We start from the raw sequence: 20,047 nt of genomic DNA, 5'->3' as shown, positions 1-20,047 counted from the left end.
CTCAGCCTGTCTGCTGATGCCCTTTTTCCGCAGCGAGGCCCGCCATGCTTTCCCCACGTGACATCCTTGCCCGTGCCGTGGTGCCTGAACATTCCGTGCCCTTCATGCAGGCCGTTTCCGGCGGCCGGGCGCTGGTGCTGGATCATTTCGTCTTCTACACGGCTGAGGACTGGCTCATGGCCATTGCCTATCCCCTGCTGGGGGGTGGCAGCTACAGCCATGCGCGTTTCGAGGCTGCTCTGGATGAAGCCCTGCGCCAGAGCGGCGCCACGGCCTGCTTTGCCGCGGGACCGGACCTGCCGCCGCGTCTTGCTGCCAGTGTTCTGGAGCGGGACACCTTCTATGCCCTGTCGGCTGCGGCGCCCGTACCGCCGCGGCTGCGTTCGCCCGTGCGCACGGCGCAGCAGCGGCTGCATCTGGAGGAATCACGGGATTTCGGGCCGCAGCATCGTCGCCTGTGGGCGGAATTTCTGAGCCGCACTGCCCTGCGGGCCAATGTGCGCGAACTGTATGCCCGGACGCCGCAGATGCTTGCCGCCCCCGGTGCCGACGTGCGCCTGCTTAATGCCTGGGACAGGCAGGGCAGGCTGGTGGCCTGTCTGGTGCTGGACTACAGCACGCCGCGTTTTGTGAGCTATGTCATCGGGGCGCGGTCGCGGCAGTACGCCGTCCCCCATGCCGGGGATGCCCTGTTTGCCCTCATGCTGGAAAAGGCCGGTGCGGCCGGCAGCGAGTTTGTGCAGCTGGGGCTGGGCGTCAATGCGGGCATTACCCGCTTCAAGCGCAAGTGGGGGGCAGAGCCGCACCTGCCCTATGTCATGGCCCAGTGGCAGGAACGGCCCCGGAGCGGCGTGGAAGGGGTGGTGCTGCACGGGCTGGTGCACGCGCTGACGGAACGCAGCGAAGACCTTTCCGGCCGGCAGATAGCGGACCGCCTGCCGGATCAGCGCCCCTTTGCCATGCTCTGGGAGCTGGAAAGGGAGGGCCGGCGCTCGTGGCTGTGCGGCACGGCGCATTTTTTCTGCTATTCGTTTGCGGATGCCTTTCGCCGCCTGTTCCGGCAGGTGGACACGGTGCTGTTTGAAGGCCCGCTGGATGAGGACAGCCTGGCGCGGGTGGAGGCCCGGGGCCGGCAGCCCGAACCGGGCGCCGCAGTGCTGGGCAGCCTCATGACGGAAGAGGAGATACGGCGGCTGGAGCGCGTGGTCTGCGGCGTGCGCGGACCGGTGGCACGCTTTCTGAACATGGAATGGGAACATATGCCCGATGTGCGGGAGCGCCTGAACGGCACACGGCACTGGTACGCCTTTTTCTCGCTCTGGACCAGCTTTCTGGAGCGGCAGGGCTGGCGCGGTTCCGTAGACCTGGAAGCCTGGCATCTGGCCCGCGGCATGGGCAGGACCATTGTGGCCATGGAGACCCTGGAAGAACAGCTGGACTCGCTGGAGGCGGTCCCCGTGCCGCGCGTGCTGGACTTTTTCCGGCACTGCGGCCAGTGGCGGGCCTACATGCGGCGCAACATTGTCCATTACCTGCGGGGGGAACTGCATGCCATGATGGGCACCAGCACCGAATTTCCCACGCGCACGGAGCAGGTCATCGATGTGCGCGACCAGCGCTTCCGCCAGCGTATGCTGCCCTTCATCCGGCGGGGCAATGTGGCAGTTTTTGTGGGAGCAGCCCATCTGCTGCGCCTGCGGGGCATGCTGGCCGAGGACGGCTTCACGGTGCGTCAGGTGCTGCCCACCTGGAGGCTGCGCCTGCGTGCCCGCCTGCGCGGAACACAGGACATATGGCGGCCCGGTCCTGACGGCAGCGTCGTGCCGCCCCCCTTGCAAGGAGAGTAGCCATGCTTGCACAAGGCTTGCAGCGATTCACGGCAGAGGCCGTTGTGCCGGAGCAGCTGCTGCACTACGTGGCGGCGGTGGCGGGGTCCCGCCCGCTGGACTGTGCCGGCTGCCCTGCCTATGTCCAGGCGGGGCACGTGGTGCTGGTGGCCTATGATGCCGCCATGCCGGAGGCCTTTGCCGACGCGGCTGGAAAGACAGGGACGGATACCCCGCCGCAGGTGCGTCAGCGGGTGGATGCTGCCACGGAATGCGCCCTGGCCCTGCCCGGTGTGAAGCATATTACCGTGCTGGCGCCGGTGCGTCCCGCTCAGGCCCCTGCCGCGGCGATCTCCGGCCCGGCGGATGCCTATTGGGAGCTGTCCCTGCCGCTGCTGCGCACGGATGGTTCCCTGCCCTGGCAGAAGCTGCGCAACATGGTACGCCGCGCCCTGCGTGAGGTGGAGGTGCGGCCCGAACGCTGGCAGCCGGAGCATGCCGCCCTGGTGCAGGACTTTGTACGCCGCCGTCCGCTGGAGGCCGGCACGGTGCACATCTTCGGTCGTCTGGAAGCGTATGCGGCCTCCCATGCCGACGTGCTGCTGCTGTCTGCCCGCCGGCGGGATGATGGCACTTTGCAGGCCTTTGTCCTGGGGGACTATGCCTCGCTGAGCACGGCCTTCTACATGTTTGCCTTCCGCCGGCAGGATGCGGTGCCTGGCTGCGCCGACGCACTGCTGGCCGCACTGGTGCGGGAGGCGGAAATGCGGGGGCACAGCCGCTTCTGTCTGGGGCTGGGCATCGATGCCGGCATCCGCTTTTTCAAGCGCAAATGGCATGCGCATCCGGCGCTGCCCTGCGTGGAAACCGGCTGGGATGTGGAAAGCGCTTGTGGTGATGGCTGGTTTGCCCGGCTGCGTCATCGGCTGGGCAGGAGGAAGGAAGCATGAGCAGCCCTGATCCCCTGAGTTCCCGGGCGCTGCCCGGTCCCGGCCTGTTCCGGCGCCTGCGCGAGCTTGCCCTGGGGCGGGAAACGCCCCTGCTGTGCATGCAGGTGGAGGTTTCTTCCGTCTGCACCTGTCACTGCACCTACTGTCCGCAGACCGTGAAAAAGGCGGTCTGGCAGTCGCGGCTCATGACGGACCAGACCTTTGCCGCGCTCTGGCCGCTCATGCGCCAGTGTGCCCGCGTGCATTTGCAGGGCTGGGGAGAACCCTTCCTGCATCCCCGTTTTCTGGATTTTGTCCGGGTGGCGCGGCGGGCGGGCTGTGCCGTTTCCACCACCACCTGCGGGCTGCGCATGGACGAGACGCTGGCCGCGGCCATTGTGGACAGCGGCATGGACGTGGTGGCCTTTTCCCTGGCCGGTACGGATGAGGCCAGCAATGCCAGCCGCCGGGGCATTCCCTTTGCCCGGGTCTGTGCGGCCATCCGCCAGGTGCAGGCGGCACGGAGGCAGCGGCCGGACTCGCCGCTGGAGCTGCATCTGGCCTATCTGCTGCTGCCGTCGCAGCTGGAGGCTGTGCGGCGTCTGCCCGATGTCATGGAAGAGCTGGACGTGCGCTGTGCTGTGGTCAGCACCATGGATTATGTGGCCGCGCCGGAGCTGGCGCACGAGGCCTACCGGCCCCAGGATACGGACAAGATAGCCCGGGCGGCAGCCGTGCTGGCGCCAGTGGCGGCCCGTGCCCGCCAGATGGGCCGGGAGCTGTGGTATGCCCTGCCGGACCCGGAGGCCGTGGGCCGGGTGCGCAACGGCTGCCGGGAAAATGTGGACCGTACCATCTACGTGGACACGCAGGGGAATCTTTCGCCCTGTGTCTATGTCAATCTGCCCACCAGCGAGCAGGACCCCCGGCGCCGGATTTTTGCCCGGGCCGAGTACGGCCGGCCCGCCGGGGAACAGGCCGATCTGTGGCGCAACCGGGAGTTTGCGGCCTTTCGTGCCGCCCTGTCCGGCCCCTGGCCGGATGTGCCCTGCGCGGACTGTTCCAAGCGCTTTGAAAAAATCTGGTAGCGCCGGATACGCAGACAGCCCCTCCGGCGGGACTGCCGGGAAGGGCATGGCCGGCATCTGATCAGGCGCGGCGCAGGCGCTTCCAGAGCGGCGCCAGCACGCCGGGCGCCAGCCAGGCGGACAGGGGCAGAAAGCAGAACACAAAGGTCAGGCCGCTGCCTGTCAGCACAAGGCAGGCTTCCAGGATGGGCGCGGGCTGCGTCCAGAGTGCGCCGGATGCCAGCCAGGAACGGAGATACTCCTGCAACAGCCAGGCGGCCGCTGCTGCCGGCAGGGCGCAGGCCAGCACACGCAGGCTGATGGACACAAGGCCCGCATAGGCCCCGCAGCCCCTGCGGCGCGCCCAGATGACCATGAGCCAGAGCACGTACAGACAGATACTTACGCTGGAAACGCCGCTGACGGCCCAGGCGCCGCGCGGGACGGCCCACCAGTAGTAGCAGGGCAGGACCAGCAGGGTCATGATGGTGCCGGTGACAGCGGGGGTGATGGTGTCGCCGTCGGCGTAGAAGGCCCGCACCAGTACCATATAGATGATCCACATGGGCGTGGCGGCCAGCATGATCTGGAGCAGCGGCGTGCAGGCCAGGGTTTCGGCCGCGCCGAAGCGCCCGCCCTGAAAGATGACGCCCAGCACCGGCCCGGCCGCCACGCCCAGCCAGAGCGCGCAGGGAATGATCAGGCCCACGCTGGCCCGCAGGGCCGTGGCCAGGGTGGCGTCAAAGCGCTGGCGTTCGCCGCGCGTGATGAGGTCCACCAGAAAGGGATAGGAGGCCACGGCGGCGGCCTGTCCCATGAGGCCCACCGGCACCTGAGTGATGCGGCGGGCATAGTTGAGCAGGCTCACGCTGCCATCCGTCAGCAGGGAGCCGAAAACGCGCATGAACTGCTCGTCCAGCAGGATGATGGTCTGCCCCAGCATGAGGGGCAGGGCCATGACAAAAAAGCGCCGCAGCAGGGGGTGGGAAAGGCGCCAGTGCAGGTGCAGTCCGCCGGAGCGGGCCACACGCCAGGGCAGCCAGAAGGCGCCCAGGGCCGCGCCGGCCGTTACCCCCAGGCAGTAGCCGCTCATGCCGCCCAGCTCCCACTGCGGGGGCAGGTTCAGCCCGGCGGTGAGCACGGGCAGGCTGATGCCGCCCAGGATGATGCAGCCGTTGTAGATGAGCGGCGTCAGCGCCGGCACGCGGAACTGCCGCCGCAGGAAAAGCAGGGCCGTCATGCAGGCTCCACAGAGAAAGAAGACCTGGGCCGGCAGGATGATGCGCATGAAGAAGGCCAGGCGTTGCAGCTGGGCCTCGCTGAAGCCCGGCGCCGTGATGCGGGCCAGGGCGTGCGCTCCCAGCATGCCGGCACCGGTGATACTCACCGAGGCAATGGCCATCCAGCAGAACACGCAGGAAAAAAAGCGCCAGCCGTCTTCCTCGTCCTCGGCAAAGCGGCGGGAAAGCAGGGGAATGATGGTGATGGACATGATGCCCCCGGCCAGCAGGTGGTTGATCATGTCCGGCACCACAAAGGCGGCAAAATACATGTCCGCCTCGCTGCCTGCGCCGAACTGCCAGGAAATGACCTTGTCGCGTACAAGGCCCATGAGCCGGGAAAGAATGGTGCTGACCGCCAGCAGCAGGGCCGCGGCACCCATGCGCTGTTTGCCGGAAAGCAGACCCATCAGCGTGCCCTCCGGGAGCGGGGCCGGGCATGCCCGTGCCGCTGTGCGCGCAGGCCGGACGTCTTCCGCGGTCCGTCGTCATCGCGGGCCGGTGCATCCTGCCGGGGATGGCGCGCATGCCAGGGGACCGGCGCGGACGCTTTTCTGCCGGCGGAGCCGCCGTGGCCCTTCCGGGGCCGCTGCCGTCCGGCCTGTCCGCCTCCATGACGACGCCCGGCGGCGCGCCCGGCACCCTGTCCGGCGGGAGACGTGCCCGGCAGCTCAAGGCGTATTTCCAGGCGTTCGGCATTGACGTCGGCCAGCTGCACATCCACGGGCTGCCCCATGTGCCAGACGGCGCCGGAGCGCTGGCCCACCAGGGCGTGGCGTCGCTCGTCCAGCTGGAACCAGTCCGGGCCGAGGTCCTCCACCCGTATCATGCCTTCCACGGGCATGGTCCGCAATTCCACGAACAGGCCGAAATCCGTCACGCCGGCAATGATGCCGCTGAAACGCTGCCCCACCTGCTCGCGCAGCGCCAGGCAGGCCAGGCGGCGGGCCATTTCGCGTTCGCATTCCATGGCTTCGCGTTCGCGTCGGTTGAGCTGATCGGCCACACGCAGCAGCTTCTGGCCGGCCGGCACGCTGCCCGCGCCCTGTCCCAGGGCCAGCTTGAGGGTGCGGTGTACCAGCAGGTCGGCATAGCGGCGGATGGGGGAGGTAAAGTGGCAGTAGGCCGTGGAGGCCAGGCCGAAATGCCCCTCGTTCCAGGGCTGGTAGCGGGCCTGCGGCATGGAGCGCAGGCACAGACGGTTGATGACGAATTCCTGATCCGTCCCCTGTGCCGTCTGGAGGATGCCCTGCAGGGACGCGGCGGAAGGCCGGGGGGGCAGCAGGTCCGGTGCCACCACAGACAGGGAATCAAAGAGGGCGTCCAGGCGTTCCACTTCCGGCTGGGGATGCACGCGGTAGAGAAAGGGCAGGCCCTGCCCGCCATGATCGCCGGCAGGGGCGTCATGGCCGGGGCTGCCCCCCAGAAAGCGGGCCACGGCTTCATTGGCCGCAATCATGAATTCCTCGATGAGACGGTGGGCGTCCAGACGTTCGCGGCGGTCAATGCCCAGCAAGTGCCCGGCATCGTCCAGGCGGTAGCGCGGTTCCGGCAGGTCGAAGTCCAGGCTTCCCCGCCGGCGCCGGGCATGGCGCAGGGCCTCGAACAGGGCATGGGCCTCTTCCAGCATGGCCAGCACCGCCTCTCCCCGGGGCAGGCGCAGCAGGCGCTGCCGTGCGGCGGCATCCCGGCGGCTCAGGGCGGCGTCCACCTCTTCATAGGTCAGGCGGGCGGCCGAACGCATGACGGCCGTGGCAAAGCGGCTTTTCCGGGGCAGACCCTGCTGGTCCACCTGCACTTCGGCCAGCAGGCAGAGGCGGTCTTCGCCGGGATTGAGGCTGCACAGGCCGTTGCTCAGTTCAGGGGGCAGCATGGGTTCCACCGAGGCGGGAAAATACCAGGAGTTTCCCCGGGAAAATGCCTCCGCATCCAGTGCCGAGCGGGGCCGCACATAGTGGCTCACATCGGCAATGGCCACGCGCAAAAGCCAGCCCTGGGCCTGGCGTTCCACATGCACGGCATCGTCAAAGTCCCGGGCATCGGCGCCGTCGATGGTCACCAGCGGCAGGGCGCGCAGGTCCTCGCGCCCCTGCATGTCCTCCGCCGTGGGCGAGGCGGGCAGTGCCCGGGCCTCGGCCAGGGCACGGGGCGGAAAGTCCTGCGGCACCTGATGATTGATCTTGACCAGGTTTTCCTGCACGGAAACGGCATCGGCATCGCCTTCCACGCGCAGCAGGCGGGCCTGCCAGAGGTCGGAGGCCAGGCGCTCCTGCGGTGCCAGCATGACCAGCGCCCCGGGCCGGATCGCCTGCGCTCCGGGAAGCGGGCTGTCTGCCAGGGTCACGCTGAAGTCCAGAGGCAGCCGGCTGTCCAGCGCCCGGCAGTGCAGATGCCGGCCCGCACGGTCCAGCACCCGGGCGGCCACCTGCTGCTGTCCGCGTTCCAGCACCTCCACAATGCGGCCTTCGGGGCTTCTGCCGTGCGCCTGATGGCTGCGCGGCGCCAGCAGCACGCGCACGCGGTCCCCATGCCAGGCATCGCCGCAGTGCAGCGGATGGATGAAAATATCCGCACCGCGGACCCGCCCGTGTTCATCCTGCGGCGTCACAAAGCCGCCGGCCCCGTTGCGCAGGGCGGTATAGCGTCCCACCACCTCGCGCAGGCTACCGGGGAGGGTCCAGAAACCGCCGCGCAGGCGCACCAGCTTCTGGCGCTCGGCCAGGCGGTACAGCGCGTCTTCCAGGTCCTTCCGGGCACGGCGGGGCAGACCCAGCACGCGCAGCAGGCCCTCTGTGCGCAGGGGGCGCTGCTGGCGGCGGAAGGCCCGCAGAAGGTCGCCTTCCAGCCGGGAGCCGGGCAGGTCGCACGGATCCTCCCCGTACTCCGGAAGATCGCGGGCGGGCAGGGGATTGGGGTCCACATCCTGCGGGGGCCATGCCGTGTCCGCAGTGTCGGGAAGGGGCTTTTCGTCACAGAGGGAAGCGGGCGCGAAACGGCGCTGGGTCATGGAAAAAGTCCTTGCAGAAGACGGAAACGACGGAAACGGGGGCAAAGGCCAGGCCTTGCCCCCGTGATCGCGTGCTGTCAGGACGCCGGCGCTGGCGCGGTCATGACCTCAAGGTCATGGCCGGATGCGCCGCCGTGCTCTTAGTCGCGGTTGCCGCCGAAGAAGCGCAGCAGCATGAGGAAGAGGTTGATGAAGTCCAGATACAGGGTCAGCGCGCCCAGAATGGCGCCGCGGCGGATGGCCGTGGCATCGCCCAGGGGCGCATTGGCGCCGAACTGGCGGATCTTCTGGGTATCATAGGCCGTCAGACCGGTGAAGATGAGCACGCCGGCGCAGCTGATGACAAAGTCCAGCATGGTGCTGGCCAGGAAGATATTGACCAGCATGGCAATGCAGATGCCGATGAGGCCCATGAAGAGGAAGCTGCCCAGGCCGGACAGGTCGCGCTTGGTCACCGTGCCGTAGACGGACATGGCCAGGAAGGTCCCCGTGGTGGTCAGAAAGGCATTGGCAATGGAGCCGATGGGATAGACCACGAAGATGCTGGACAGCATGGCGCCGGTGAGGGCCGAGTACAGCAGGAACAGGCCCGTGGCCATGGCCGCGGAAAACTTGTGGATGGCGGCGCTCAGGGCCACCACCAGACCGATCTGGGCCAGGACCAGCACGATCATGACGGCCATGTTGTTCATGAACTGGAGAGCGGCCATGCTGCTGGCAATACCGTAGGACACCAGGGCCGTGACACCCAGGCCCACGGTCATCCACTGGTAGACGTGGCGCATGAAGATGGCGGAGACGCTGACCGTGCTCCGCGTACTTTCAAGAGTATTGAATGACTGCATTGTTACCTCCGTAGGGGGTTCATTCTTCCGGCAGGAAGAATTTCATGTCCTTTTCCTATATAGGACCGGAATGGCGTTTGGCAAGTGACATTCTGTGACAGCGCGCGGCCCGTGGCACCCCGGCTTGCGGCCCTGGGGGAAAGGTGCTAGAGGCGGTCAAAACTCCAGGAGGCAACCCATGCTGCAAACCTTTCTTCGTCGTGCCCTGCTGGCGGTGCTGGCCGCCTGCCTGCTGGGCGCGGTTCCTTTCGGACCGGCGCAGGCCGCCGGCCCTGATCCGGTGGTGAAACTGGAAACCAGCCTTGGCGACATTGTGCTGCGTCTGGATGCCACCAAGGCTCCCCGGACCGTGGCCAACTTTGTGGAATATGTGCGGGCCGGGCAGTATGACGGCACCATCTTTCACCGTGTCATCCGCGATTTCATGATTCAGGGCGGCGGCATGACCCCTGATCTGCGCGAAAAGCCCACCCGGGCGCCCATCCGCAACGAGGCGGACAACGGCCTGGAAAACCGCCGCTACACCATTGCCATGGCCCGTACCGCCGAACCCCATTCGGCCACCTCGCAGTTCTTCATCAACACGCGGGACAATGCCTTTCTTGATTACCGCGGCGCCACCCCGCAGGGCTGGGGCTATGCCGTGTTCGGCAAGGTCATCCGGGGGCAGAACGTGGTGGACAAGATTGCCGCCGTGCCCACGACCAGCCGCGGTTTCTATGATGACGTGCCGCAGGAGCCGGTGATCATCAAGCGGGCCATCGTCGTGGAATAGTTTTTGCCGTGACGCGGCAACGCCAAGGGACCCTTTCGCGTTCGGGCGGAAGGGTCCCTTTTTGTCATGGATGGGCCGCGTCTGCGCGGCGCGCACTGCCGGAAGCCGGGGCGGGAGCGCCTGAAGCCTGGCCGGCAGTCAGAACAGCGGACAGGCCGGAATCCGGGGCCGGAAGTCGGGACCGGAAGCCGGGGCGCTGTCTAGCGTTCGCCCTCGTCCTGGAGTTCTGCCGTATAGGAGGCAATGTCCACCAGAAGGGTGGAGGAAGCCGGGCGCAGGGTGACGGTGAAGAGCTGCACGTCTTCCTTGGGGTCTTCGGCATCCAGCAGGGCCGGCAGCAGGGCACGCGGAGCCAGCATGATGGAGGCCTCGCCCGTGCCGGCGCTGAACATGAGTTCCACCCCCTGCTGGAGAATCTGGCGGCGGCGCTCCTCGTCAAAGGTGGTCATTTCCGTAAAATTGAAGTCCATGCCCGGAAATTCGGCCTGCCAGAGGCTGTAGCCCTGGGCATAGAGGGTGGACAGCAGGGCGCGCAGATGGTCGGTGGTGAGGGTCTGGCGCAGTTCCAGATGTTCCAGCACGGCCGAACGCACCGGCCCCTGTCCGGGGGTAAGCCGGGCGGCCCAGACCAGCCCCGCAAAGCCCAGACTGGTGAGCACGGCGCCATTTTCATCCGTCAGCAGGTTCTTTTCCAGCAGGGCGCAGGCATCGTCCATCTTCATGCCCGGGCGGAAGCTGGTAAGGGCACAGACGGGGCGGCCGTCAGCCGGGAGCAGGCTGCGGACCGTGCCGGCACAGTGCGTTTCCTCGCCCCTGCTGCCGTGCAGCAGCAGGCAGGGGGCGTCATGTTCGCGGCAGGCAGTGATGCCTTGCAGGCGGTCCAGATCGATGTGCGGAAAGTTCCAGAGAACCAGGCCGAAATCCAGGCGCAGGTCCTGGACGCCGCCGGGACGTTCCAGGGTATCTTCCCCGTCCGGCGGCAGATCAAGCCGGGCGAAACTTTCCACACGGGTCGTGCTGAAGCGGATGCTCAGCAGCTCCATATGGGTATGGTTGCGGACGTGAAGGCTTGCCGGGGTGTCTTCCGCCCTGACGAGGGGAGCGGAAAGCACCAGCAGCAGGCAGCCAAGGACAGCGGAAAGAAAAGGACGCAACATGGGACCATCCTGCAGAAAAATTTTTCGCAGTGTAGCAAGGGCGCCCATGGGGAGCAAGCGCGGCGTCGGGGCAGGGCGGGGACGGTTCCGGGCCTTTACCTTCGGCCGGGGGCAGGCTAAACTGAGCATTCCGGCAGTCTGTCCGGCAAGGTTTTTTGCAGTTCCCCGTGCCGTGAGCACATGGCCCGGACTGCCGCCCGTCAGCAAGGAAATGGCATGAACGTTTTTCGTAGACAGAAGGAACACGGCCCCGACCGGGAGCAGCGCCCGGCCGCCGGTCTGCCCATGACGCTGCCGTCCGTGCTGGTGGTGCTCTTTCTGGCGCTGGTGGCCATATCGTCGTCCTATCTGGTGGGCATCATGTTTGGCCGCAGCCAGTGGGAGGACATTTCTCCCTTTGTGGCCGGCAAGGAAGATGCCCTGCGAGAAGAGACCGCTGCGGCGGATGAGGAGACCGTGGCCGGGGAGGACAGCGAGCAGACAGCGGAGACGGAGCAGAACGAGCCGGGCATTCTGGCTGCCGAAGACCTGCGCTTTGCCCGGGTGCTGCGCGCTGCGCCGGGCGAGAATGTGGATCAGGTCACACCGCCGCTGGCGCCGGCACAGCCTGCCGTACCCCCTCGCACGGGCACGGATGCCGCCGCGCCTGCTGCGGTTCCCGCCATGCCGCCCGGCATGCAGGCCGCTGTGCCCGAAGGCCAGACCGCGCCGCCGGCCACGCCGGCCACCATGTTTGACTATGTGTTTCAGGTGGGCGCCTTTCGTGATGCCGGCGCCGTGGACGATCTGCGGCAGCGCCTTGAGGGGCGCGGCCTGCGCACCCGCATGGAAAAGAGCGGCCGCTACTATCTGGTGCTGGTGCTTTTGCGCGGTAATGCGGAGCGCGCGGCGGAGATTCCCCGCATCATGCACGAGCTGCGCCTGGGCGATCCCATCCAGCGCAGCCGCAAGCCTGTCCTGCGCTGAGGCGCGGGGCGTCCTCTTTTTCTCGTCCGTCGACGCTGTGTCCCGAACCTGTTCCAAGGAGGATGATTCATGGCCCTGTCAAACAAAAATATGGTCTGTGCCCTGCGTCTGGGCGTTATCGGCCACGTTGCACAGGCCTTCTGGAACGGTCGCCTAGCGGAAACGGTGGACAGGATTCCCCATGACATGCGGCCCCGCAACGGGCGGAAGCAGACCCGCTGCTGCATTTACAAGGACCGTGCCATTCTGCGCGAACGCATCATCGCCGCCCTGGGCTTTCGTCTGGAAGACGAGCAGGACGACAGCATTCCCCTGCGGCAGTTTGCCCAGCGGGCGCTGGAGGAACAGACGCCCAGGAGGCCCGTGCTCACCATCTGCGACATTGCCTGCCACAGCTGCATGAAGGCCCGCTATTTTGTCAGCGATGCCTGCCAGGGATGCGTGGCCCGTTCCTGCGCGGGCAGCTGCCGCTTTGGCGCCATCGCCATTGTGCAGGGGCGCGCCCACATTGATCCCGACAAATGCCGCAACTGCGGCCAGTGCCATGCCCACTGTCCCTATCATGCCATTGTGCGCCTCACTGTGCCGTGCGAGGCGGCCTGCCCCGTGCAGGCCATCCGCAAGGGCGTGGAAGGCCGTGCGGAAATCGATTTTGCCCGATGCACCAGCTGCGGGCGCTGCCTGCGGGCCTGCCCCTCGGGCGCCGTCATGGAGCGCAGCGACGTGCTGCCCGTGCTCATGGCGCTGGCCTCTCCCCGGCATGTCACGGCTCTGGTGGCGCCGGCCATGGCGGGGCAGTTCAAGGGCGGCCTGCCGCGCATCATCACTGCCCTGAAAAAACTGGGCTTTGACGAGGTGGTGGAGGTGGCCGCCGGCGCGGATCTTGCCAGCGAGCAGGACGCCCGCCACTGGGCGGAGCGCATGCAGCGGGGAGACACCTTCATGACCACGTCCTTCTGTCCGGCCTATGTGGAGGCCGTGCGGCGGCATGCTCCCGAACTGCTGCCCTTTGTGTCCGAGAGCCGGACGCCCATGCACTATGCGGCGGAAATTTCCCGCGCCGGCCATCCCGATACGGTCAATGTCTTTCTGGGGCCGTGTGTGGCCCAGCGCACCGAGGCCCTTGGCGATCCGCTGGTGGATTTTGTGCTGACCTTTGAGGAAGCGGGCGCGCTGCTGGATGCCCGCGGCATTCGCGTGGACGAGTGCGAGGCTTCTCCGCTGGGAACGGCCAGCGGCGCCGGCCGGGGCTATGCCGTCACCGGCGGGGTGGCGGCGGCCATCCGCGCGCTGGCGGGCGACGCCTGCGCGGTGCACCCCGTGTGCATCAACGGTCTGTCGCCGCAGGCCATGCGCCGGCTGCGTTCCTACGTTGACGGGGACTGTCCCGGCAATCTGGTGGAGGTCATGGCCTGCGCGGGCGGTTGTGTGGGCGGGTCCGGTGTGCTGGTCGAGCCGGATACGGCGGCCCGGCTGGTGGAACGCTTTGCCCGCGCCACCTGCGGCAGTGCTGCCCGGCATGAGAGCCTGACGGCGCATGAATGAGCCTGCGGGCCGACGGGGCAGGCCGGGGGGCGGGCAGTGTTGTCCGTCGGCAGGCAGCTTGCGGCAGCGGGCGCCGCAGAAACTGCCGGGCAGAGGCCACATTTCCGCATGCCGTGTCCGGTGCTGCGGGCAGCGCACAAATCAGCGGCGTATCAGCCGCACAGTCCAGCGGCATGCCTGTATGAGGGCGTGCGCCGAGGACATTTCTTCGGCCGGGGGAACGGGAGGCATTTCCTCCGTTAGGTAAACAGTATTTTTTGTGAGGAACGTATGGCCTATTTTCTGGGAGGCGTCCTGTTTCTGGTGCTCATGACGCTGGTGCGGTATCTGCTGAAAAAGGGACCGGTGGGCTGTGGCGGGGGCTGAGGCGTCAATCTTCGCGCTCTCGGTCTGAGAGACCCGCAGAAGGACGCGGACGGTGATGCACCGGCACAGGGCAGTTTTTTTCATGACAAAAAGGATAGATCATAGCACCGCCCCGTCAGGGCCTGCGGGGCCCCGTTCGTCACGGACGATGCGGCGGCAGAAAAGGACAGAACCATGGCAACGCTGAGCAATCTTTTGCTGCTGGGCGGGGCGGGAGCGCTGGGAACGCTGGCCCGCTACGCCACATCCGAACTGGCCAACCGTCTGGCCGGAGGCAGCTACCCGTTGGGGACCCTCACGGTCAATGTGCTGGGCAGTTTTCTGTTCGGCTTCATCTGGCATCTGGCGGCCGTGCGCCTCATGATTCCCGATCAGGTCCGCCTGTTGCTGCTGGTGGGCTTCATGGGATCCTTCACCACCTTTTCGTCCCTTATGTTCGATTCCTTTGCCCTGGGGCAGGAGCGGCTGGGGCTGCTGTTTTGCAACATCCTTGTGCAGGTGGTCCTGGGCATGGGGGCGCTGCTGCTGGGCATGACCCTGGCCCGGCATGTCTAGGCGGCCCGGCCACGCCGCAGCCGGCGTCCGGCGGGCAGGAGCCGGAGAAACGGCCCCTGCCGCGGACGAGAGATACCTGCCGGCGCCTGCCGGGACCAATGATCCGCACCCACAGAACGCCTGCTGCCTGCGGCAGGGCACTTTTCCGCAGGGCATTGTTGCCGGAAAACGCTGCCCTGCGGCATGAGCATACCGCAGCACCCGTTTTTCCCGACACCGTGCCCGGCGAAAAAGATCGTGCTTCGCCGGCGGCAGGCGTAGGCGCCCGTGACGCTAGCGGATGAAGTTGGTGCCTTCCCAGGGTTCGGGTTCCGGCGGCGTGATGCCGGCGGCCTTGCCCGCGGCAATGCACTTGAGCAGCCAGGCCATATTGTCGGCCAGGGTGCGCATGGTCTGCAAGCCCTCCTTGTCCTGCAGGGCTTCTTCCGCATTATTGCCGTGGATGGAGTTCCAGTACTGGGAGGAGACCACGGGCATGCGGGCAATGGTGAAATACTTGTTCAGGCGGTCAAAGGTGGCGCTTGCCCCGCCCCGGCGACAGCTGACCACGGCCGCCGCCGGCTTGAAGGCATAGGCATCGGACTTGCGGTAGAAAACACGGTCAAGAAAGGCGCACAACGTGGCATTGGGTCCGGCATAGTATACCGGCGAACCGACGATGAGCGCATCGGAGGTGCGGAGCAGGGCCATGCCCTCGTTGACCGGGTCGTCGTTGAGGAAGCAGACCCGGTTGGGGCCGCAGTAATTGCAGGCAATGCAGCCGCGGATGGCCTTGTTGCCGATGTGGAACAGGCGGGAATCCACGCCGTGTTCGTGCAGGCGGTCGGCAATGGTCTTGAGGGCCGTTGCCGTGGCCCCGTTGGCGTGGGGACTGCCGTTGACAAGCAGAACGTTCATGCGGAAACTCCTGGTGGTGCTGGTCGCCACGGATTCCCTGCGGAGGCGGCACGGGCCGCTTTCTCCTTGCCTGATGCAGGGGGAGTCCGTATAAGACCGTTATTCATTCACCCCGTTTGTATACACCTATGTTGCACACCTGTCTTCTCTTCCTTCTCAAGTATCCCCTGCACGCCGCCCAGCTGCTGCCCCTGCTCCTGCTGCTTTCCTATCCCCTGGGGCGCCGCGGTCATGGCCGCCTGTGCCTCTGGGGGGTGACGCGCCTGTCGCGTCTGGCTGTCTGGCTGTGCTGGGGCAGCCTGCTGCTGCTTGCTGCCGACTACGCGCGGGAGCTGCTGGCCCTGCCCCGGTGGACGGACCTGCCGCCGTGGCGGCTGCATACCATGGCCGGCAGTCTGCTGGCGGCGGCGCTTGCCGGCGTCTGTCTGGCGGCCCTGCGCAGGGCGGAGCGGCAGTTTCCCCACTTTCCCGGGAGCATTGCCGATGCGCAGACCTGCTATGACGGCCGGGTCATCCGTCTGCCCATGCTGCTGAATCTGGGGGCGCTGCTTTGCTATTTTGGCATGGCTCTGCTGCTGGAAGGCATGCTCATGCCGCCGCCGCAGGGCATGGAACGGGCCGCCATGCAGCAGCTTGTGCTCAGCTCAGCCCTGCACCATGCCTTTGCCAAGATGGCCCCGGCCGGCGGAGCTGCCCTGCTTTATCTGTACTGCCTGCGTGACGACCCCCTGCTGGCAAACGGCAATTTTGACCGGGTGGTGCGCTGGTGCGCCGTCTGGGCCGCGCTGGGCTATTTCCCCTCCTGCATTGACATCTGGAGCGACATGCTTCTGATTCCGGTGCAGCATTTCCGCTACGGACTGCCCATGCAGGAGCTGCCGCTGTCCGTCTGGGGGGGCATTGTGCCCCTGACCCTGGCCATGCTGCTCTGGGCGGTCTTTCTTTTCCGTCCGGCGCAGGCCCGCCGGCTGTGGCTGCTCTGCCTGCCCTTTGTTCTCCTGCTGCTGCGGGAAGTTCTTGTGTTCTGCTTGTAAGCCGCGCGGCCGACAGGCCATGACCCGATGGACCAGAAAAGGACGCCGCATGGCGTCCTTTTTTGTCATGTCGAGAGCAGACGGCAGCGCGTCAGCTGATGTCACTGATGAGGGCGCCGGCCAGCATGCGGCCCTGCGCATCGTAAACGGCGGCCACCTGGCCGGGGGCCGAGGGAAAGTGCGGCCCGCTGTGCGGGGCCGGGCAGATGTGCAGCCCGCCGTCGGGACGGATGCCTACCCTAGCCGGCACGGGCTGCTGGCGATAGCGCAGGCGCACCCGCAGCGTTTCTCCGGCAGCGGGCATTGCCTGCCAGCGGTCCGGCGGCAGAAAGAAATTGGCGGGACGGGTCAGGCAGGTGTGCATGCCCAGCAGGGAACGGCCGCCCACCAGCAGGGCATTGCGGGACATGTCCTTGGCAAGCACATACAGCGGCTCGCTGTGGGCTATGCCCAGGCCGCGCCGCTGCCCTTCGGTATAGCGCCAGAGGCCGTTGTGCCGTCCCAGGGGGCGTTCGGCCATGTGTCCGTCCTCCTGCCGCCAGCGCAGCAGCACGGGGCCGACTGCCGGGCAGGGGATACCTTCCTGTTTCCAGCGCTCTTGCAGAAAGTCGCGGTAGGCGTCTTCATGCGGGGGAATGAAACAGATTTCCTGACTTTCTCCGGGCAGGGGAACGGACAGGCCGGCGGCACGGACCGCCTGCAGGCAGTCCTGCTTACGCAGGCTGTCCAGCGGAAAGTGCACCCGCTCCAGGGCCGCAGGCGGTACCAGAGCAAGAAAATAGCCCTGGTCCTTGGCGCTGTCTGCGGCGCTGGTCAGGGTAAGGCCGCCGGTCTCCGGCAGGGTGCCGAGGCGGGCATAGTGGCCGGTGGCCAGGTCCGCCTGAAGCTCACGGGCGGCGGCGGCAAGAATACCGAACTTGATATGCCGGTTGCACAGGGCGCAGGGATTGGGCGTCTGCCCGGCGGCATAGGCCCGCACAAAGGGCCGCACCACGCAGGCGTCGAAGAGTGCCCGGGCATCCAGCAGATACAGGGGAATGCCCAGCTTGCGGCAGTTCTGGCGCAGGCCCGGCAGGGCCGGGGACAGGCTGTCCGCCAGAGGGGCAGGTAGCAGGGGAGCGGAGGCGGGAACGTCTGCCGGGTCCAGGCAGAAGAGGCGGGCCGGCGGCAGGTCGCCGGTGGCGTTTCCGCAGGAAGCAGGCAGGCGGACAGTGACGGACAGGGCGTCATCTGCCGTCTGCCGCGGGGGAATGTCTTCCCCCGGCGGCAGAAAAAGACCGTGCACGGCCAGCACCTCATGCCCGTCCTGGTGCAGGCGCCAGAGGGCACAGAGACTGTCCACGCCGCCGCTGACGGCCACGGCAATGCGCATCAGAGAATCTGGTTGAGGAACTGGCGCAGGCGGGGATGCCGGGGGGCGGTAAAGAGGCGCTCCGGCGTGCCCATTTCCAGTATCTGGCCCTGATCCATGAAGATGACGCGGTCAGCCACGGTGCGGGCAAAGCCCATTTCGTGGGTGACGCAGATCATGGTCATGCCGTCCTCGGCCAGCGACACCATGACATCCAGCACTTCCCCCACCATTTCCGGGTCCAGGGCGGACGTCGGCTCGTCAAAGAGCATGATGGCCGGCTGCATGGCCAGGGCGCGGGCAATGGCCACGCGCTGCTGCTGTCCGCCGGAAAGCTGGGCCGGAAAGACATTGGCCTTGTCGCTGATGCCCACGCGCTTGAGCAGGGTAAAGGCGCGGTCTTCGGCTTCGCTGCGGGACAGCTTGAGCAGCTTGATGGGGGCCAGGGTCACGTTTTGCAGGACCGTCTTGTGCGGAAAGAGGTTGAACTGCTGAAAGACCATGCCCAGATTGCGCCGCATGGTATTGATATTGTTGTGATGGTCCGTGATGTCCTGCCCCTGGACCAGGATGGTGCCACTGTCGATTTCTTCCAGGCGGTTGATGGAACGCAGCAGGGTGGACTTGCCGGAACCGGACGGGCCGATGATCACCACGCGTTCGCCGGGGGAGATATCCAGGCTGATGTCCTGAAGCGCGGCATTCTTGCCAAAGTATTTCCAGACATTGCGGATGCTGATGATCGGGGCGATATTACTTTTTTCCATCATAGTAGTTCAGCCGGGATTCCATTATGCTGACCACCTTGGAGAGCAGCAGCGTGATGATCAGGTAGATGAGAGCAATGACCGTATAGGTTTCAAAATAGAGATAGGTATTGTTGGCAAAGCTGCGCGCCCGCTGCATGAGGTCCGGCATGGAGACCACGGAAACCAGGGCCGTGTCCTTGAGCATGGCAATGCATTCGTTGCCGATGGGCGGCAGGATGGTACGCCAGGCCTGCGGCAGGATGACGTAGAACATGGTCTGGAAGCGGTTGAAGCCCAGGGAGCGCGCCGCTTCCGTCTGGCCCTTGGAGATGGCCAGAATGCCCGCGCGGAAGACTTCGCCCATGTAGGCGCCGTAGCAGAAGCTGATGGAGATGACGGCAGCGGCGGTGCGGCTCAGCTGGAGCATGCCGGAAAGGGCGTAGTAAAAATAGAATATCTGCACCAGCAGCGGAATGCCGCGGATGACTTCCACATAGGTGGAAGCAACGAGATTGATGAGCCGGTGGCGCGAAATGCGGCCCAGACCCGTCAGCAGCCCCAGCGGAACAGCGCAGCAGATGGAAAGAAGGGTCACCTGGAAGGTGGCGGCAAGTCCGTCAGGGACGAACAGAAGAATTTCGCGATAGGGGTCTGGCTTGAACCATGCCAGAAGGCAAAGAGTGGTGACGGCCCCCACCAGCGCAATGGACCAGGCGTTGATAAGCCGCCATTCACGGGGGTCTGGAATGGATGGACCATCGGTGACCATGATAATGGTATTCTTGCTTTGGCCGTCGCGGCTGTCGGGCATGGCATGCTCTTCCGTCACCATGACGATATTGCCCTTGCTCTGGCCTTCGATTTTATCCTGCATTGCCGGTTCCTGCGTAGGGGTGAAAGGTCGGCGTGCGGAGGGCTGCCCCCCCGCACGCCATACGGACACTATTCAGCGCCCATCCACTTTTCCTTGATCTTGGCTTCGGTGCCGTTTTCGCGGATGATCTTGAGACCCTTGTTGATCTTTTCCGCCAGGTCCTTGCGGCCCTTCTTGATGGTGAAGCCGTAGTATTCCACATCGTTGGTCACCAGCGGCACATTGAGCTTCTTGGCGTATTCGGCCTTCTTGTTCATGTAGTACATGGCCACCGGATCGTCACAGATCACGGCGTCGATGCGGCCGGCCACCATGTCCTGGATGGCAAGGCCCACGTCGTCATATTCGCGGATGGTGGCGCCCACATTGGCCTTCTGCATGACAAAGATGCCGGTGGTGCCGATCTGGCCGCCCACGCTCTTGCCCTTGAGGTCGGCCAGCTTGGAGATGGTCTTGCCGGCGGGCATGATCACGGCCTGGCGCACTTCATAGTAGGGGTCGGAGAAGTCAAAGGCCTTCTGACGTTCGGGGGTGATGGTGGTGGAGGAGGCCACGATGTCGTAGTTGCCCGCCGCCACGCCGGCGAAGATGCCGTCCCAGGCAATATTGCGGATTTCCACTTCAAAGCCGGCAGCCTTGGCCACGGCGCGGATGATGTCAAAGGAATAGCCCACGGGGGTCTTGTCCTTGTCAAGGGCTTCCATGGGCGGCCAGGTGCAGTCACCGGCCACAACGTAGGTTTCGGCAGCCGCCGGGCTGCACCAGAGGGTCAGGGCCAGCAGGGCCAGGGCGAGTTTGCGCAGCATAGTGCATCCTCCAGAAAG

The 20,047-nt window shown here is 66.1% G+C and carries 17 protein-coding genes; 8 read left to right on the top strand and 9 right to left on the bottom strand.

The features are described from left to right. Window positions 1–44: 44 nt before the first annotated feature. The 3 genes from Q0J57_RS02760 to Q0J57_RS02750 are packed head-to-tail and all read left to right on the top strand — an operon-like array spanning window position 45 to window position 3,843. Window positions 45–1,847 (top strand): TraB/GumN family protein, encoded by a 1,803-nt coding sequence (locus Q0J57_RS02760; RefSeq protein WP_297216872.1) that lies wholly within the window; start codon window positions 45–47, stop codon window positions 1,845–1,847. A 2-nt stretch (window positions 1,848–1,849) separates the two neighbouring features. Then, the gene (locus Q0J57_RS02755; RefSeq protein ID WP_297216870.1) at window positions 1,850–2,776 is read left to right on the top strand and encodes a translation initiation factor IF-2; all 927 of its coding nucleotides are present in this window, start codon (window positions 1,850–1,852) and stop codon (window positions 2,774–2,776) included. Continuing rightward, window positions 2,773–3,843 carry a radical SAM/SPASM domain-containing protein gene (locus tag Q0J57_RS02750; protein ID WP_297216868.1) on the top strand — a complete coding sequence of 357 codons (1,071 nt, stop codon included), beginning with the start codon at window positions 2,773–2,775 and terminating at the stop codon, window positions 3,841–3,843. Before Q0J57_RS02755 ends, Q0J57_RS02750 begins: the two co-directional genes overlap by 4 nt. A 61-nt stretch (window positions 3,844–3,904) precedes the next feature. Here the strand turns inward: Q0J57_RS02750 and murJ are convergent, their stop codons facing one another. The 3 genes from murJ to Q0J57_RS02735 all read right to left on the bottom strand — a co-directional run bounded on the left by murJ (window position 3,905) and on the right by Q0J57_RS02735 (window position 8,954). Further along, window positions 3,905–5,512, bottom strand: coding sequence for a murein biosynthesis integral membrane protein MurJ (gene murJ / locus Q0J57_RS02745; RefSeq protein ID WP_297216866.1), 1,608 nt, complete (start codon window positions 5,510–5,512; stop codon window positions 3,905–3,907). Further along, a complete protein-coding gene (gene rnr / locus Q0J57_RS02740) occupies window positions 5,512–8,109 on the bottom strand; it encodes a ribonuclease R (RefSeq protein ID WP_297216864.1) in 2,598 nt (865 codons plus the stop codon). The genes murJ and rnr overlap by 1 nt, the downstream gene beginning before the upstream one ends. Window positions 8,110–8,249: 140 nt before the next feature. Continuing rightward, entirely contained in the window at window positions 8,250–8,954 is a 705-nt protein-coding gene (locus Q0J57_RS02735) for a Bax inhibitor-1/YccA family protein (protein ID WP_297216862.1), read from the bottom strand. A 178-nt stretch (window positions 8,955–9,132) separates the two neighbouring features. Between Q0J57_RS02735 and Q0J57_RS02730 the strand changes: the two genes are divergently transcribed. Beyond that, window positions 9,133–9,729, top strand: coding sequence for a peptidylprolyl isomerase (locus Q0J57_RS02730; RefSeq protein ID WP_297216860.1), 597 nt, complete (start codon window positions 9,133–9,135; stop codon window positions 9,727–9,729). A gap of 200 nt (window positions 9,730–9,929) precedes the next feature. Here Q0J57_RS02730 and Q0J57_RS02725 read toward each other — a convergent pair whose 3' ends face one another. Continuing rightward, a complete protein-coding gene (locus tag Q0J57_RS02725) occupies window positions 9,930–10,886 on the bottom strand; it encodes a peptidoglycan glycosyltransferase (RefSeq protein WP_297216858.1) in 957 nt (318 codons plus the stop codon). Window positions 10,887–11,102: 216 nt separating this feature from the next. Between Q0J57_RS02725 and Q0J57_RS02720 the strand changes: the two genes are divergently transcribed. The 3 genes from Q0J57_RS02720 to Q0J57_RS02710 all read left to right on the top strand — a co-directional run bounded on the left by Q0J57_RS02720 (window position 11,103) and on the right by Q0J57_RS02710 (window position 14,318). After that, on the top strand, window positions 11,103–11,852 hold the full coding sequence (locus Q0J57_RS02720; protein WP_297216856.1) for an SPOR domain-containing protein: 750 nt from the start codon (window positions 11,103–11,105) through the stop codon (window positions 11,850–11,852). A gap of 69 nt (window positions 11,853–11,921) precedes the next feature. Then, a complete protein-coding gene (locus Q0J57_RS02715; RefSeq protein ID WP_297216854.1) occupies window positions 11,922–13,397 on the top strand; it encodes a monomeric [FeFe] hydrogenase in 1,476 nt (491 codons plus the stop codon). Window positions 13,398–13,937: 540 nt separating this feature from the next. Further along, window positions 13,938–14,318: a CrcB family protein gene (locus tag Q0J57_RS02710; RefSeq protein ID WP_297216851.1), complete on the top strand. Its 381-nt coding sequence runs from the start codon at window positions 13,938–13,940 to the stop codon at window positions 14,316–14,318. Window positions 14,319–14,591: 273 nt separating this feature from the next. On the opposite strand, the gene Q0J57_RS02705 is transcribed toward Q0J57_RS02710, so the two are convergent. Continuing rightward, the gene (locus tag Q0J57_RS02705) at window positions 14,592–15,215 is read right to left on the bottom strand and encodes a flavodoxin family protein (protein WP_297216848.1); all 624 of its coding nucleotides are present in this window, start codon (window positions 15,213–15,215) and stop codon (window positions 14,592–14,594) included. 128 nt (window positions 15,216–15,343) lie between these two features. Here Q0J57_RS02705 and Q0J57_RS02700 point away from each other — a divergent pair, with 128 nt between their 5' ends. Further along, window positions 15,344–16,249, top strand: a complete 906-nt coding sequence (locus tag Q0J57_RS02700) for a hypothetical protein (RefSeq protein WP_297216846.1) — start codon at window positions 15,344–15,346, stop codon at window positions 16,247–16,249. Window positions 16,250–16,340: 91 nt separating this feature from the next. Here Q0J57_RS02700 and Q0J57_RS02695 read toward each other — a convergent pair whose 3' ends face one another. The 4 genes from Q0J57_RS02695 to Q0J57_RS02680 all read right to left on the bottom strand — a co-directional run bounded on the left by Q0J57_RS02695 (window position 16,341) and on the right by Q0J57_RS02680 (window position 20,029). Continuing rightward, window positions 16,341–17,621, bottom strand: a complete 1,281-nt coding sequence (locus Q0J57_RS02695; RefSeq protein WP_297216843.1) for a tRNA-specific 2-thiouridylase — start codon at window positions 17,619–17,621, stop codon at window positions 16,341–16,343. Further along, window positions 17,621–18,370: an amino acid ABC transporter ATP-binding protein gene (locus tag Q0J57_RS02690; protein WP_297216840.1), complete on the bottom strand. Its 750-nt coding sequence runs from the start codon at window positions 18,368–18,370 to the stop codon at window positions 17,621–17,623. Before Q0J57_RS02690 ends, Q0J57_RS02695 begins: the two co-directional genes overlap by 1 nt. Continuing rightward, window positions 18,354–19,160 carry an amino acid ABC transporter permease gene (locus tag Q0J57_RS02685; protein ID WP_297217420.1) on the bottom strand — a complete coding sequence of 269 codons (807 nt, stop codon included), beginning with the start codon at window positions 19,158–19,160 and terminating at the stop codon, window positions 18,354–18,356. The genes Q0J57_RS02690 and Q0J57_RS02685 overlap by 17 nt, the downstream gene beginning before the upstream one ends. Window positions 19,161–19,291: 131 nt before the next feature. Continuing rightward, window positions 19,292–20,029, bottom strand: a complete 738-nt coding sequence (locus Q0J57_RS02680) for a basic amino acid ABC transporter substrate-binding protein (protein ID WP_297216838.1) — start codon at window positions 20,027–20,029, stop codon at window positions 19,292–19,294. Window positions 20,030–20,047 lie beyond the last annotated feature (18 nt).

The organism is uncultured Desulfovibrio sp., assembly GCF_944324505.1.
GTDB lineage: Bacteria > Desulfobacterota > Desulfovibrionia > Desulfovibrionales > Desulfovibrionaceae > Desulfovibrio.
This window is presented reverse-complemented; position numbering and strand designations above follow the sequence as displayed.